General features: G+C 67.7%; 3 protein-coding genes. All 3 read right to left on the bottom strand.

Annotated features, from left to right (window positions below; translation table 11 throughout):
• Nucleotides 1–20: 20 nt before the first annotated feature.
• The 3 genes from ACQ4WL_RS00100 to ACQ4WL_RS00090 all read right to left on the bottom strand — a co-directional run bounded on the left by ACQ4WL_RS00100 (nucleotide 21) and on the right by ACQ4WL_RS00090 (nucleotide 15,969).
• Entirely contained in the window at nucleotides 21–2,033 is a 2,013-nt protein-coding gene (locus ACQ4WL_RS00100) for a S9 family peptidase (protein ID WP_436507334.1), read from the bottom strand.
• 312 nt (nucleotides 2,034–2,345) lie between these two features.
• Complete coding sequence (locus ACQ4WL_RS00095) at nucleotides 2,346–3,029, bottom strand: RNA polymerase sigma factor (protein WP_436507332.1); 684 nt, start codon at nucleotides 3,027–3,029, stop codon at nucleotides 2,346–2,348.
• Between the two features lie 169 nt (nucleotides 3,030–3,198).
• The gene (locus ACQ4WL_RS00090) at nucleotides 3,199–15,969 is read right to left on the bottom strand and encodes a filamentous hemagglutinin family protein (protein WP_436507331.1); all 12,771 of its coding nucleotides are present in this window, start codon (nucleotides 15,967–15,969) and stop codon (nucleotides 3,199–3,201) included.
• Between the last annotated feature and the right edge of the window lie 89 nt (nucleotides 15,970–16,058).

The following is a 16,058-nucleotide window of genomic DNA, read 5'->3' as shown; positions in this document are numbered from 1 at the left end:
TTCCCGCGAGCTTGCAGTGCCTAGCGCATCGCCTCCTGCAAGCCCGGCGCAAACTCGGCGCCATGCTTGACCTGCGCGGTGGACGCCTTCAAGGTGCCGCCGATCGGCTCGGCGCTGCCATCCAGGCATAGTCCCAGGAAGTTTTCCGTCACCGCATTGAAGGCGATGTTGTTCACGGGCCGGGCAAAGCCATGGCCTTCATCGGGGAACAGCACATACGTGACGGGGATATTCTTCGCCGCCATGGCCGCCACGATCTGGTCCGACTCGGCCACGTTGACGCGCGGGTCGTTCGCCCCCTGGCCGATCAGCAGCGGGCGCTGGATATTCTGCGCAAAGTTCAGCGGCGAACGCTCCTTCAGCAGCGCGCGGCCTTCTTCCGTGGTCGGATCGCCCATGCGCTTGTAGAACTGCTGCTTGCCCGCTTCCCAGTAAGGCGGGATGGTTTGCAGCAGGGTGAACAGGTTCGACGGGCCGACGATGTCGACGCCGCAGGCGAACGTGGTGGGCGTGAATGCCATGCCAGCCAGGGTGGCATAGCCGCCGTACGAGCCGCCCATGATGGCCACCTTGTCGGCGCTGGTCACGCCGCTCTTCACGGCCCATTGCACGGCGTCGAGCAAGTCGTCGTGCATCTTGCGGCCCCACTGCAGGTCGCCGGCCGAGATGAATTGCTTGCCGAAGCCCGTCGAGCCACGGTAATTCACCGACAGCACCGCATAGCCGCGGTTGGCCAGCCACTGGTGGTAGCCGTTGTAGCCATAGGTATCGCGCGCCCACGGGCCGCCGTGCACCAGCAGCACCATCGGCACCGCCTGCGATGGCACGCCGCCGGCGTTCGCCTTCGATGCCTGCGGCAAGGTGAGGTAGGACACCAGGGTCAGGCCGTCGCGCGCCTTGATTTGCTGCGGATACATGGGCACCAGCGGCGCGCCTTCCAGTTCGGGCCGGGTAACATATAAACGCGTCAGTTTTTTGGTCTTGCGCTCGTACAGCCAGCTCGATGGCGGCGCCGTGACGGCGTCGACGCTCACCAGCCACTTGTCGTCGGCATCCGTGCGCGAAGTCACCGTGAACTGGCCCTGGGTGTTTTTCTTCAGGAAGGCCAGGTCGGCCTTCAGCTCGTCCGCCAGCGGCAGGTATTCCTGCTGCAGATAGTCGACGGAATAGGCTTGCACCTGGCCCGTGCGCGTGTCGTACAGGGCGTCAGAAATATCGGCACGCGGGTCTTGCGCCACCAGCCTGGTCTTGCCGCTGGCCACGTCCTGCGCCAGCAGCGCCGAGGTATTGCGGCCGCGCGAATCGGTCCAGTACAAGGTCTTGCCATCGACCGTAAACGCCAGCGGCGCCGTGGTCTGCGAGTCTTCCAGGCCGACCTCGGCCAGCGGTGCGCTCTCGACCTTGCCATCCGTCATGCGGAAATACTGCATGCCGCCATCGGTGCGCGCCTTGCTGGCGATGCGCAGCCTGAGCTGCTCGTCGGCCAGGTAGCCGCCATAGCCATCATTCTGCTGCACCAGGGTCAGCTTGCCGCTGGCCAGCTCCAGGCTGTACACGTCATGCCAGCGCGCATCGCGGTTATTGATGCCCACCAGGATGCGGTCCTTGACCTTGCTGCTGATCTGGACGATCCGCACGCGGGTCTTCTCGAACGGCGTGTAATTGATCTGCTTGCCCGTTGCCACGTTCACGCCATACAGCAGAAAATTTTCATCGCCGCCCTTGTCCTGGATGAACAGCAGGGTTGTCGAATCGGGCGACCAGAAGCTGCCGCGGATGGGCCGCACCTTCTCTTGCGTCAGCGGACGCGCCTGCGCCAGGTCGCTGGCCGGCGCCACCCACACATTGAGCACGCCATCGCGCGGCGCGATCCACGACAGCCACCGTCCATCGGGACTAAGCTTGCCACCGGACTTGCTGGGATTGCCGAACAGTTTGGCCCGCTCGATCAGCGGCGTTTCCTTGACAGGGGCTTGCGCGTGCGCCGGCAGTGCGCTGGCGAACAACAGGACAGGCAGGACATAGCGAATCATGGACACCTCATGGTTGATGAATGAAGGGAAAACATCACACGTGCACGTGCCAGCAAATCATAGGCCAAAGCGGTATTGCCAGGTTGATTACAGCGACAGGGGACGGAAATCGGGGGATAGAATGGCGAAAACGGGGGCTGGCAGGTCCGTCAAGTCACTGACGCGGGCGCGGCCAGGGGCTTACTTAGCAAACGCCGCCAGCCTCGCTCGTGCCTGTACGCAGGTCAAGCCCAAGCAGGCAGGTGTCGCCGTTTTCCCTGCTGCAGACGCACAGAAGATGCCCTCGGCGCCATGAATACCGTGCTCTGCTTGTCAGTGCCGGATGCAGCTTCGTTCGCGCGCCATCGCAGTGGACTCTGCGGCGAGCACCTTGGCCTGCCAGCGGCGCGAGAAACCTCGCCGGGACTGGCTGATGCCCCCGATCGCATTCTGCCCGGTTTCCTGGGCACAATGGTCCAGGGCCTGGCGCAGCATCGTATCGATGCTGGTCAGGGAAACCTGATACTCGTCCGCGACTTCCTGGCGCGTCTTTTCTTCGATCCTCAGGGCAAGCAGAACAGAACGGTGCCGGTACGGCATGCGCTGCATCGCGCGCTCGACTGCGGCCAAATCGGAGCGGGCCGAAGCAATGAGGTCCGGACCGGGGGCCGGGTCAGTCAGATGCTCGATTGCAACCTCATCGTCGTGCTGCGACGAGCGCGTGCCGCGCAGCTGGTCCATCGCGACGTTGCATGCTACCCGGTAGACATAGGCGTTCGGGTTTTGCACGAACACAGGGTCGCTCATGCCCGCCAATCGTAGCCAGGCATCGTGCAGGCAATCGCTGGCCAGGTCGGGACAACCGAGATTGCGCAACAATCGGCGGTACAGGCGGGCGTAGTTCGCAGCCAGAAAATCGCCCAGCACGATGCCGTGGCCGCTCTCGCCAAATGCGTCGCCGACGACCTCATCGGCAACAGTGGACGCCTTCAAGCCATCCAGGGTACTCGGGTTCATGACGGGTATACCTCGGTGTTCGTCTGCAAGACGCGCAAGCCTCGGGGCAGCGCGACGTCAGCAGCAAAGGGGGAAACGGCGACCGATGCAAAGCGAATGCATGGAGCGCCCCATCCTGCTCCCTGCACGGGCAGGTAACAGGTGGGTCATAGCGCTGCATGCCACGGGCCTAGCGGCCCTGCTGCAACTCACGCCGCTGTTCGGGGCTCAAGCGTGCCAGCTGCTTGGCGTCAAAGTCGCGGCCGACGCCAACGAACTGCACCGGACTGGCAGCGTCGTAGGGAAGGCCGTGAGACGACTGCAGCCCGGCCCGAGGTGGCGGCGGTGCTTCAATCTCTTTCTCCATCGGCTCATTGCCAAAGCCGATCAAGCGCACCGTGAAAATCGACGGCAGGTTCTGACGCGCCGTGGTGCGCTCGCGTTGCAGGACATCCTGCGCGGCCGCCGTTGCCTGCGACGCCGCCGCACTGGCATTGCTCAATGCGCCGACATTCACCGCTGCAATGCTCGGCATGCCCATAGCCTCACCCTTGACGGCGATGTTGGCCGCGTTCACCACTTGCAGTGCCGCCAGGTTGACATTGCCCGACACGCGGATACCCGCTTCGCCTGCGTCGATCGTGCCCAGTGGCGCGATCAGGTCGATGTCGCCGGCCGGCACTTCCGGAATCGGCGCCAGCGTGGCGATGCCGGCGCCCGTGCTCGGCACGTTGGACGACAGCGTGACGTTGCCCCACTGGTCGTACACACGCTTGGGCGGCGTGTAGACCACCGTGGTCTTCGAGCCCCGCCCCGCGTTGATGTCGCCTGCGGCCGACCAGCCCAGGATGGCGCCGCCGAAGGTGGTCATGATGCGGCTCTGGCCCAGCAGGATGCTGCCCAGCGAATAGATCGCGATGTCGCCTGTGCCCTGGGTCAGCACGCCCGAGTCGGATGGCGGCGCCTCGCCCTCGATGCCGTAGACCTGGCGGCCGCCCGGCGTCATGAGCTCGATGTCGCCACCAAACAGCGTGCGTACGAAGCCGCTGCGCGGCGTGGCGCCGACCTTGCCGCGGAACATCGTGATGTCGCCACTGTAGTTGATCGGCGTTCCATCCGCAGCCCCCTTGGGGAACAGCGCCGCGATGGCATTGCGCCCGCGCAGGTAGCTGCCGAAGCGCGCGCCGTCGGCGTCGTTGTACTCGCGCCCGCCAGCCTTGAGTTCGGCGAAGTACGCCTGGCGCGCAAAGATGCGTTGCTGCGTCGCCGGCAGCGCGTCGAAGAAGACCTGCGCCTCGCCAGCCGTACCGGTGAAGCCCAGGCCGTGGACCGGGTCGGCCAGCCAGGTGGCCAGCTCGGCCTCGTAGGTCTTGACGACCTTGCCCGGCTGGTCCGCCAGCGGCAGGCCTGCCTGGGCGCGCTTGCCTTCGCCGAGGTAGCGCGCCAGGAAGCCCTTGTAGTCGGGGCCGTTCGCGCCCACGCCGGCCAGCAACGAGATGCTTGCACCGGGCCGGCTGTCGCCCGGCACCACCGGGCCAAGGCTGCTCACGCCCGCTCGGTCTTCCATCTGGATGTGGCGCCCTGCGGTAATCTCCAGCGTGCCGGGGCCGGCCACGTTAAAACTGCTGTAGACGATGTCGCGACCGGCCGACACTACCGACACGTCGGTCGGGGCGCTGTGCGCGAACAGGTTGCCCGAGCTGTCATAGCGCGCGCCCAAGCCCGCGTCAATGCGCAGGGCCTGGCCGATGGGCGTGCCGCTGCCGACGATATCGCGCCCGGCCATCATCCACACCGGCTGCCCGGCCTCGTAATAAGTCTGGCCAGCGCGTGTCGGGTCGTTGGACGCAAAGACGTTGATGCGCCCCGTGGCCACGCCCACCAGGTCGCCGTGCAGGGCATAGAAGCGCACCGGTTCGCTGCCATGTCCGCCGCCTGCCGAAACAGTGTTGGCGCCCAGCGCGAACAATGGCCTGCCATCTTCAATGAGGTTGCCGGCCTGGGCGAGATTGCTCACAACTGTGCCGTTCGCCAGCGTGCCCCGGAAAGCCGGATGGAAGGGCGTGGCCATGGCAATCTCGGCCGCGCCCGAGGGGCTCACGCTGTAGCCGCCGCCATGAATCGAATCGCTGGCAAGAAACTCCAGCAGGCTGTTGGCCGATGGCGCGAGCACCAGCGCGCCGGTCGCCTCTGTCGTTCTGTCCGTGGCCATGCTGCCGTAGTAGAGGCTGCCGCTGGCCGCGACCGCGCTCAGGATCGACGGGTAGACGTTCGCCATGTCGGTCGGGAGCGCGCCAAGGTTGGCCATCTGCGGCGTCAGGTCGCCGCCGGCCGAGAACAGGCGGATGGCGGTGTTCGGCGTCCACAGCGTGAACCAGCTGTCGCCGCTGCCCTTGGCAGCGTCCACCATGAAGGGGGTACGGTTCTGTATCACGGCGCGGCCCGCATCGTTGGCGTCCGTCACGACCAGGTCGCCGCGCGTGTTCAGCTGGTAGCTCGCATCGCCCGGCACCAGCAGCATGCCGCCCTGCGCCACCGCGCGCCCGGCCGAGAACGGATCTATCGCCCGGGGGTCGCGTTCGGACAGCTGGCCGGTGTACTGCGCATAGCGCAGCGACTGGGTGCCCATCGCGCCGGCTTGCATCTGCACGTCGCCGCGCAGGTTGACGACGGCGCCGTTGAGCACGGCGTTGGTCTGGCTGTCGTTCAAGGGATCGAGCGCCAGGGGATTGAGTGCGCCGCCGACGCGCAGGCTCAGATCGCCCCCGCCGGTGAGCGCCAGGCTGCCATCGGCCAGCACGCGGCCGGTGCCGCCCACGGCCAACACCAGGCCGTCGCTGCGCAGGTTGACCGTGCCGGTGCGAACGGCCGCCCCCCGCTTGGACACAAGGCCCGCGTCGCCGCCCACGTCCACGCGCAGGTCGCCTCCGCCCAACGTGCCGTAACCGGTGAAACCCAGCAGCGTGTCGGTCGTGCCGCGCGTGGCGTAGCCGCCAAAGTTGATCCACCAGGCCGTAGCCTGATCGTTGCCTCCCCCGAGCGTGCTACCGCTGCCCTGGCGCCACAGCCAGTTGGCGGTGTCGTTGGTCGTCACGCCCTTATCGGCCGGGTTGGGGCGGCCGACGCCGGTCGAGGTGATGGCCTGCGCCGTCTCGCCGGTCAGGTTGCCGCCTGCCTGCAGCGTAAGGTTGCCGCCGCCGGCCGGGTACCAGGCGCGCGCGAGGCTCTCGGCCCCGCCATCGACGAACTTCTCGTAACCCTTGTTCTTGTCGCTCAGCACCGTGCCACTGCTGCCCACCACGCGCGGCAGGTTATACGGGTCGCCGGCCTGCGTGGCCTGCGACGAGGCGCCGGCCGTATAGATGCCGTAGAGCGAGTTCATGCCCAGGTTGCCGGCCGCGCGCAGGTCCAGGTCGGCGGCGCCGGTGCGCAGCACGCTGAAGCGGGTGCTGCCAGGCAGGTATTCGTAGTAGATGTTCACGGGCAGCGAGACGCAGTAACTGGAACCTCCCTCACACAGCGCGTTGGCCGTCTTGAACCCGCCTTTGGTCAACCGCACAACATCGGCATCGAGTATGGGCTTATCCGCAAGCGCAGGTTCTTTGAATCTCCGGGCTGCGGACGCCGACCAATTGAACGCGTAGACGGGCGTGCAATAGGATCCGTTCGCCGCGCACAGCGCCGCAGCGGTCTGGTATCTGCCGCCCATGAGTTGCTGCGCGACTTCGTCGGTGATTTCCACGCCTGCATTCAAGCCCAGATCGGTAGCCGCGAGCGATGTCCATGCGAACGCGCCCTTGAACGGCAGCGCCTTGGCAAACAGACCGTAGTGGGTGTCGGCCATGCGCAGCAGACCCGCTGCGGGGTTCTGCTGCGGCGTGCGCGGGTCGGCCGCACCGAGGTCGGCGCCGCCCGCCAGTTGCAGCGACCACGACTGCGAGCCTTCCGGCAGCATCGCGGCCACGCCCCACAGCCGGCCCGCGCCGCCAGGACGGAGCTCGACCGACTTGGCGTCGCCCGGCAGCTTGATGTTGGTCGAAGAAGGCAGCAGCGCGCCCACGGGCAAAGCCGTGTCGCCCTGCATCAGGTACTTCGCGCGTACGGCCGGCAGCGCGACGCCCTTTGGCCAGACCAGCGCGTCCAGCGTGGTGGCGCCCGGCAGGCGCGTGCCCGCGTCCAGGCGCGTGCCTTGTGGCAGCGTCATGGTTTCGCCGGCGATGCTGCCGGCCGCGTGAATGATCTGGCCCGAGGCATCGCGCACGTTGGCAGCGAGCACGGTCCCGGCGGGCAGCAGCATCTCAGCCGTCAATTCGCTGGACACGGGGATCAGCGTGCCGGCGGCAAAGTCACTCGACTGTATCGGCAAGTCAAAATTGAGCGTGTTGCCGCCTTCGAACGCCGTGCCATCGGCCAGCACGATGCCGGCACGCGGGATCACCGTGTCGGCGCCGAAGAAATTCCCCCCCGAAAGCAACAGCCAGCCTTTGTCGTCCTGCGTGGCGGGTGGCGGCGCGAAGCCGTCGTTGATGCTGCCATAGATATCGAGGTTGCCCGCCGCGCGGATGCGCAAGGTACCGACTTCGCCCGAGCCATAGACGCCGGTCTTTTGCGTGTGTGGGTTGACGCTGGCGTAGCGGTAGCCCGACAGGTCCAGGTCGCCCGACACGACGATGTCGCCACCCGGGTTGATCAGCGCATTGCTTGTGATCTCGATGCCGGGACGCAGATGGAAGGCGTCGGCATAGGCCGGGTTGCGCAGGCCGGCAAGCTTGCCGGTCATGAGGCTGGCGCGCGCCAGTGCGGCATCGATGAAATCGTTGTTGCGGTCGTGCTTGTCCTTCAGCCAGGTCTGGGTGATCTCCTGGTAGGGTCGTCCGCTGGCGGCCGGCGAGCTGACCAGCGGGGCGTCGTCGTAGCGTTGCATGGCGTTGACAGAGATGGAGCGAGCGCCGCGGATGTCGAGCGCACCGCGCGCGTCGATGGCGATGTCGCCGTAGACCGCCGCATCGGCTGCCCCGTTGATGCCCGGCAAGCCGTTGGCGCCGATGCGCGGCGCCGAGAGTTCGAGCGTGCCGCGTGCGCGGCCGTCGTTCTGCCCCCGCTGCGTGCCCAGGGGCGCGGCTGTGCCGTGGCGCAGGTCGACGCGTGCGCCGTCGGCCAGCGTCAGCACGCCGCCCTGCGTACTCAGGTCGACGATCGCGCGGTTGGGCGAATCGATGATCTTGCCGTAACTGTCCACGCGCAGCAGCGTGCCGTGCGCATCGAGCACGGCCGAGCCCGCCACCGTCAGGGCGTTCTTCGCCGCGAGGGAGATGCGACCCACGCGCTCGCCGCTGGCGTCGACGGTGCCGTTGACCGTCAGGCTGCCGTTGTCGACCGACACATTGACCTCGCCGGCCTTCAGGCCGTCGCCGATGGTAAGGTCGCCCTGCTTGAGCTGGAAGGTGCGCGTGCCGGACACGCCGCCTTCGTTGAGACGCTGGTTGAGGGATGCGAACTGGCTGTCGAGCGCTGCGCCATCACCGAGATGCTGTGCGCGGATTTCCACGCCCCCAGCCAGATACGGCACCAGCGTGCCACCCGCATCATAGCGCCCCGTGCTGCCGCCGCGGATCGCGCCCTGCAGGTCGATCACGCCGGCCTGGTCGCCAAGCGCCAGCGCCTTGAGCGTGCCGGCGCGGTTGTTCCGCGCCGACAGGTCGATCACCGAGGCCGCGGCCTGGCGCACATTGCCGGCCAGGCTTTCGAGCGTGACGTCGCCGCCCCAGCTGTACTTGGACACGTCGTTGAAATCGATCTTGCGGCCGGCCAGGTCGAGCTGAGCGCGCCCGGTCAGCGTGAGGTCCTTGTCGGCGCTGATCACGAGCTTGCCGCTGGGCAGCGCCAGCGTGCTGTCGACGATCACGTCACGGCCCGCAAGGCGCAGCTCCGCGCCGAGTGCGGCATCGGCGACCGGTGTGGTCGCCGGCACCGAAGCGCTCACGCGCAGGTCGCCGCCCGCGGTGATGCGGTTGACCGAGCCCGCCGCGCCTGTCACCAACGGCGCGTCGATGCTGAGGTTGCCGCCGCTGTAGGCATAACCCTTGCCGGCTTCATATGCGCCTTGCGACTGGTAGACCGACAGGCTGCCCTTCTGGTTGGCCGTGACGCGCTCACTGGCGGTGAGTCGCACGTCGGCAAAGCCCAGCGCCAGACGTGCGTCGTCGCTGGTGCCCGTGGCTTGCGCGCCTGGGCCATAGCCGAATTCGATGGTCCCGGCCTCGATGGCCAGCGTGCCGCTGCCGGCGCCGGCGCCGCCCGTGACTGCTGCGCCGGGCGCCACGGTCGATCCCTTCCAGATCAGGTGGCCGGTGCGGATGGTCGCCACATCGCCGGCCGCGCCCGCGCCATAGATGGCGGGCGTGCCCAGCACCAGGCGCGCGAGCGTGGATTTGCCGGTGGCCGGGTCGATGGTGTCGAGCGAGGCGCTGCCGAAAAAGCGCAGGCCGCCGCTGGCATTGAGCTCCAGCGTTTGGAGCGCAGGAGCGCCGTACTGCGTGTCGCCGCGCAGCAGGCGGTTGAGCACACCCTGGTTCAGCGCAAGGCCGGACGGTAGCGTGTTGCGCGCGGCCGCGTCGGCCAGCGCGGCGCTGTCGCCGACGTTGATGCCCTGCACCGCCAGCGTGAGGTTGCGCGTGCCGTAGCGCACCGTGTCGTCGAGCACGAAGCGGTCGGGCGTGGACAGCGCGATGGTGCCTTCGGAATACAGCTCGGCTTGGCCCACGCAGGGTGAGATGGTGCACACGCCCACCTGCAGGCTGCGGTTCCCTACCAAGTCCACGCTCGGCAGACCCGGCAGCATGCTGAGCACGCCGTTGGACACGGCCACCAGATTGCCGGCCGAGCCCGCGTAGACGAAGCCGTCGGCCGAGTCGTAGGCCGCGCGGCCCTTGCCCAGCGTGCGGATCGCCGCACCCTGCTCGATCACGAGATGACTCGGGTTATCGGTGTTGGTGGCATCGGCCAGCAGGAACACCTCGGGTGCCGACAGCACCGCACCCTGGCGCAACGTGAGGCTGTTCGTGCCCGTGCCGAACATCACGATGCGGCCGCCCGGGCCGTAGGTCACGTACTGCAGACCGCCGAGCATGAGCCGCGAGGCACCCATCGCATTGAGCGCATCAGCATTCAGCGTCACGCCCTCGAAGCCGGTCGTGGCGTTCGCACCGCCGCCCACGATCTCAATCTGGCTTTGAGGCCCCCCAGATCCCGCAAAAACGGCCACCGTGCCGCCGTAGCCGCCCTTGGCCGCGTCGAAGCGGCCGATGCCCCCGAAGTGGAAAGCGTCGACGCCGGCGCCGGTGTTCGGCATGAGGGCCAGCAGCAGCGTGCGCGCGTCGGCCGGCGCCATCGCGCGCGGCACGCCGATGCGCGCGGCGTCGTTCACGATGAACTGGTTGAACGAGGTCTCGTTGTACTGCGAGTAGCTGCGCAGCACCTCGGCCGGTGTGAGGATAGCCTGGCGGAACAGCGTATCGCTGATGGCGGTATTGGCGATGCCGAGCCGCGCGGCGGCCGACCACGAGCCGTTGCGCATCGCGCTACCGGGCTGCGCCGCGCCCTGGCCGGCGCTGCCGTTGAGCTCGACGCGGAAGGCGCCGGGCAACAGGGCATAGGTGGAAGGCATCAGCGTGTAGGTACCCGCGGGCAAGCCCGGCACGCCGGCGCCCAGCGTGATCTGCTGGCCGATCAGCGGGTCGACCGCGCCACGTTCGCCGCCCACCGGGGCGACCGGGGCTTGCACGCCGGGCACGACGGCATACACCGGGTTGCCCACGAGACCGGGCAGGCTGAAACTGCCATCGGCCGCAGTGCGCACCAGCGGGTGGTAGCGTGCATCGGTCGAGCCGCCGCGGCCACCGATAAAAGCAGAGCCCGTGAGTTCGCCGCCGCCAGAGAGGTCCAGCACCGCGCCGGGCTGCACGTTGGCGCTCGCACCGCCCAGCGTGATGCCGACCGTCAGCGTCTGGCCGTACGAGCCGGCGCCGCCCACGCCGATCAACTCGACCTTCGTGCCGTCGTAGAGGTAGTTCAGGCCGTCGACCGTGCCGCCATAAGGCATCAGCAGGCCGTTGCCACTGACCGAGGTCAGGCTCCCAGGCAGGAAGTCGACCCGCGTGGTGTTTGCGTCACCGATGCGCAGGCTGCCCAGCGGCACGCGCAGCACGCCGCCCTGCTCGATGGTCGCGGCGCCGAGCGCCAGGCCGCCGAAGGCCGTATAGGGCACCGCCGGTGCGGCCTGACCCTTGCCTTCGATGCGCAGCACGCGATCCGGTGCATAAGTTCCGTCGTGCAGCACACCCGCCTGGATCGAGGCCGAGACACCGATGGCCGGGTAGATTTGCGCAGCCCGCAGCGTGAGGTCGCCCGGGGTGGCCAGGCTGGTCGTCGGCACCCCGTTGGTCAAGGCCGGCACATCGGACAGAAAGCGCAAGTCGCCGTCGCTTTGCAGCGTGGTCTGGCCAAAGCCGCGCCGCTCGACCCTGATGCTGCCTGGGTTCTCCGGCGCGTCGATGTCGGACGATAGCGGTATGTCGCCGTTGACACCGGACATTCGAACCGCCGAGCGCACATCGATGAGGCCGGCATGCACCTCGAGATGCGCCTCGGAGGGTAGCCAGTCGCCGGTGCCGATGACGCCGAAGCGACCTCGGGTCACGTCCAACGCTACGCTCTGCGTGATGCCGGCCAGCCGCACGTAGGGCGCTTCCAGCGTGATGTGCGCGTCATTGCGCGCGTTGTTGGCCAGCATCAGCGCGCCGTAGGCCGACAGGCTCTGGCCGAGCCGCAAGCTGGCGTTGTCTTCCAGGCTGATGCCGCCCGCGCTGAGCAGCGCGAGGTTATCGAAGCCGCCCCGTGTGACGCTATCGCCGCCCAGCCGGCCGTGGCCATACACCAGCGCCGCATCGGCCGCGCCGGGGGCCAGTCCGGCCGGCAGGTCCGATGGACCCTGCAGCCCGCCGATCACCAGGTCGCGGTAGTTGCGCACCGCGTTCTCGGCCAGCGTGTATTCCGCCGAACCGGAACTCATGCGCACTTCGGGTGATTCCAGCGCGACTTGCAGCGTGCCGCCGGCCGCGCCCGCGCCGCCCGAGCGGGCCCGCAGTTCGCCGTCAAGGTAGAGGCCGTTGTTCGAGGCCAGCGCGATGTGCCCGCCGCGGCTCGCGACCGCGACCGGGCCGGCATCGCCCATGTCGAGCACGGCGGCGGTACCCGAGGCATCGAGCACGGCGCCGTCGCGCACAATGACAAAGCCGTTGGCAGCCGTGGCCGAACCGTCGCTTTCCTTGATCTCGCCACCGATCACGATGCTGCCGCCGTCGCGCACGATGCCGTAGCGCCGCCCCTGCGCATCGAGCGCGGTCGCGGGCGTGGCGGACACGTCGATCACCGCCTGCTCGCCGAGCCAGATCGAGCGGCTGTGCGCCCCATCCACGGCATGCTCCTGCTCCATGCGCGTGAGGTCGAGGTTCTTCAGCGAAATGCTGCCGCCGTGCGCCTGCAGCCGGCCTTGCAGCGTGAGCTGCCCGACGCTGCGCACGTCGATGGCCTGGCCGGGGTCGACCGTGATCTGCGCACCCTGTCCGATGACCGCAGCCACCGCCGGCAGGTCGGCCGCCAGGGTCTGCGCCGTACCCGCCTGCAGGCTCAGGCTAGCGCCCGCGCGCTGCGTGAGCACGCTCTTGGCGGCATCCTCGGCGTAGAGCGGTGGTGTCCACGCTTGCAGCGCTTTGCCCGCGTCAAAGGTGGTCGCGACATTCCTGGCGTCGGGCGTTACGCGCAGCACCGGCATCGTCACCTCGACCTGCGTGCCGTCGGCCACCGTGACGCCACGGTCACCGATGAGTGCGTAGCGGCTGAAGCCCTTGTCGAAGAAGTTGCCGGCAAGCACCAGCGTGCTGGCATCGGCCGCAGCCACCGATCCGTCGTTGACGAGTACCTGTCCGGCCTGCAAGCTCAGCGTGCCGCCACCCGAAGTGCCCCAGCCGCGCAGCGCGCCATCGATCGCCAGCACGCCACCGCCACCGCCGGTCTGCGCATTCGCCTGCAGCCGGACGTCGCCGCCCTTGCCGCCGCGCTGCGAGGTGCCGTTGGCCAGCAAGGCCGCACCTGAGGACACGTCGATGACGCTACCTTGGGCCAGCAGCACGTCGCCGCTGCTGCGGATCGACACGCTGCCGCCATTACGCCAGGCCATCGCGTGCGTATCGGCCGGATCGATACGCAGGTTGCTCCACAAGCCACGCGTGTCCAGTGCCACGCCCTGGGCCATCGCCACGCCCGCGCGCACGCCTTCGGGCGTGGTGATCTGCGTGGTGTCATCGAGGTAGTTGGTGCTGGCCTGCGCGAACGTGTCGCCCAGGCGGATGCTGCCGCCGTGCGCCGTGAGGTTTGCATTCACCCCGACCTTCGGGCCGTAGAGTGCGATGTCGCCGCCATTGCCCAGCGTCAGCGCCGAGTCCACCGTGATCGCGTTCGCGGCCGCAATGCGCACCGCGCCCAGCGAGAAGCCGTTCAGCAACGTGGTGTCGAGGGTCAACGTGTCCTGGCGCGCGGCGGGCAACGCCGCCGTGAGGTCGAGCCCGGCGGCGATGCGTTCGGCCGTGTCGCTCAGCACCACGTCCTTCACCCCCGCATTGTCGAGCCGGCGGTGCATCAGGCCGGTGTTCTTGTCGTAGAGGGCACCATAACTGCCGACCACCAGCTGCCCGCCGCGCGCCACCGCCACCTGCGACTGGTCATACCCGTCGAGTCCGGTCTGCGCCGCCTGCGTCTGGCCGCTTCCCTGGAAGGTGTCGCCCGCGATGTCGCCCTCGATCACCGCACTCTTCGTCCCGATCACCAACGTGCCGGCATCGCGCCCCACCGTGTAGCCGTTTTCCAACTTTCTTTGCGGTGCGATCAGCGGGTTGTGGAAATGCTCCGAGACCTGCCAGCGCTCGTGGTCCGACTCGTAGCCTTTGTAGACGCCCGTGTAGCGCTGGTCGCCCGGCGCCTTGTTTACTTCGTACAGCCGCCCATCGGTCCCCTTGAGCCAGGTCTGACTGATGAAACCGCTCTGCACATTCAGCGTGCCGCCCGACAGGTTGATGCTGGAGCCTGCCTGCGTGACCACATCGTTGCCGCCAAAGCTCAGCGTGCCGCCCTGGGCCATCCATTCGCCCACAGTGTGCCCCGCCGTACCCAGATACCCGCCGACTTCGAGCAGGCCGCCCGCGGTATACCAGCGGTCGGTGGCGTAGCCGTTCGTGCCCTTGGGTACGAACACCAGGCTGCGGCGGTCGATCCACACGTCGTTGCTGTTGAGGGTCTTGCCATCCCGGTTGATCGGCGCATCGCGCTGTTCGTTGCCTTGGACGTTGACCTTGACGTTGTTCGATTCCATGGCCAGGTTCACGCCCACGACGCCGGAGACGTCGATCCGGGCGCGCTCTCGCACCAGGCTGCGCTGGGCTGCATGGATGTCGATCTGACCGCCGGTGGCCAAGGTCAGGGAGTCGCCCTGGAAATCGACCGTGCCGCTGCTGCTGATCTCGATGCGCGGCTGGTCGCGGCGGTCGGTGATGGCCACGATGTTTTCGGCAGCCGTGATCGCAGGTCCCCGCAGGCCGTCGCGCTGGCTGTCCAAGGCAGTGGTCTTGCCGTCGTCCTCGATCACCACGGCGGTGGTGGCACCCTGGCCGAAGGCGACCTTGCCGTCCGCGCCGATGGCATTGAGGTGCACGGTGCCGCGGGTGTTGACGCTGGTGGTGGCAAGTACGACACCGTTTTGCTGCACCTCACGCCCAACCATCGTCACGTCGCCCTCGCGAGCCTGGATCAGGCCGGTGTTGCTGACCTTGCCCGACAGGCTGTCGCTGCTGAACTGTGGAGTGATCTCGTTGCCGCGCGTGGTCGACGCCTGGTTGCCGTCGGTGCCGACGCCCTTCTTGATGACGAAGCTGTCGCCGGCCGCAAGCGCGGTCTGGCCTTTCTGCGCGGAAATGTCTCCCCCGTTGTGCACCTCCTTGCCGAGCAGCAGGACATAGCCGCCGCCTTCGGTGGAAGTCTTCGGGGCCAGCGTGGCGATCCGCGCACCGGCCTGGACCTCTACCTTGCCCTCGGCATTGGTAAAGCTGGGTTCGCTGGCGTTGGCGCTGTAGATGCCGTGGGTCTTGAACTGGCCGTCGCCGATCTCGGCGGCGGCGGCGATGAGATTGCGCGTGTTGACCTGGCTGCTGCCATTGAAGACGATGCCGTTGCGGTTAACGATGAGCACCGTGCCATCGGCCTTGATCTGGCCCTGGATCTGCGAGGGCCGTGCGTTCGGGTCGTTGACGCGGTTGAGGACGGCCCAGTCCTTCTGCTGCCTGAACTCGACCGTGGTATTGCGCCCGACATTGAAGGTCTCCCAGTTCAGGATGGCCTTGTCGCCGGTCTGCTGGATGGCGACGTTGGTGCGACCGTCGACCTGGGAAAGCTCCGGGGCATTGGCGTTGTGCCAGCCCGCAGTCAGCGAGTTGGTATCGATTTTCAGGCCACCATCGGTCATGCCATCGGGGGTGGATGCCCCCTTGGCGGCCGCCAGGCGGGCGGCGGCCTGGGCCGACTGCTGCGCCGCGATGCCGCGCGCGGCCAGGTTCAGATTGCTGATGGAGCGCTGCAGTTGCTCGTTGGCCTTCTGCTGCTGTCCGAGCGGGCTCGTCAGGTTTGCTGCGGGCAGGCCGTTGGGCAGCCGGCCCGTTTGCGACGCCGTGTCCCGGACCGCGCCCTTGTCGGCAAACCATGCCGGACTGAACGTGCGCTGCGCATGGGCAGGCACCGTTACTGCGCCTGCGACCAGTGTCAGCGCGATGGCCCGCGCCAACGGTGCCAACCTGAATACCCGATCCTGTTTACGTATCGTTTGATTTTCCTTGCCACTGCGCCCGCGTGTGTTCATGTAAGTTTCCGCCTGGTCATTGAGTCGATGCCGTTCGGCTGCCCGTCTCGCGCCGGCCAGCCACATTCAAGGAGGCTTTCCGCATCGCA

Origin of the sequence: Janthinobacterium kochi, from assembly GCF_051380715.1 — a bacterium.
Lineage (GTDB): Bacteria > Pseudomonadota > Gammaproteobacteria > Burkholderiales > Burkholderiaceae_D > Janthinobacterium.
This window is presented reverse-complemented; position numbering and strand designations above follow the sequence as displayed.

What these genes read in the sequence shown, in the direction of transcription:
- ACQ4WL_RS00100 (WP_436507334.1), bottom strand. Translation starts at nt 2,033, where the DNA reads ATGATTCGCTATGTCCTGCCTGTCCTGTTGTTCGCCAGCGCACTGCCG.
- ACQ4WL_RS00095 (WP_436507332.1), bottom strand. Translation starts at nt 3,029, where the DNA reads ATGAACCCGAGTACCCTGGATGGCTTGAAGGCGTCCACTGTTGCCGAT.
- ACQ4WL_RS00090 (WP_436507331.1), bottom strand. Translation starts at nt 15,969, where the DNA reads ATGAACACACGCGGGCGCAGTGGCAAGGAAAATCAAACGATACGTAAA.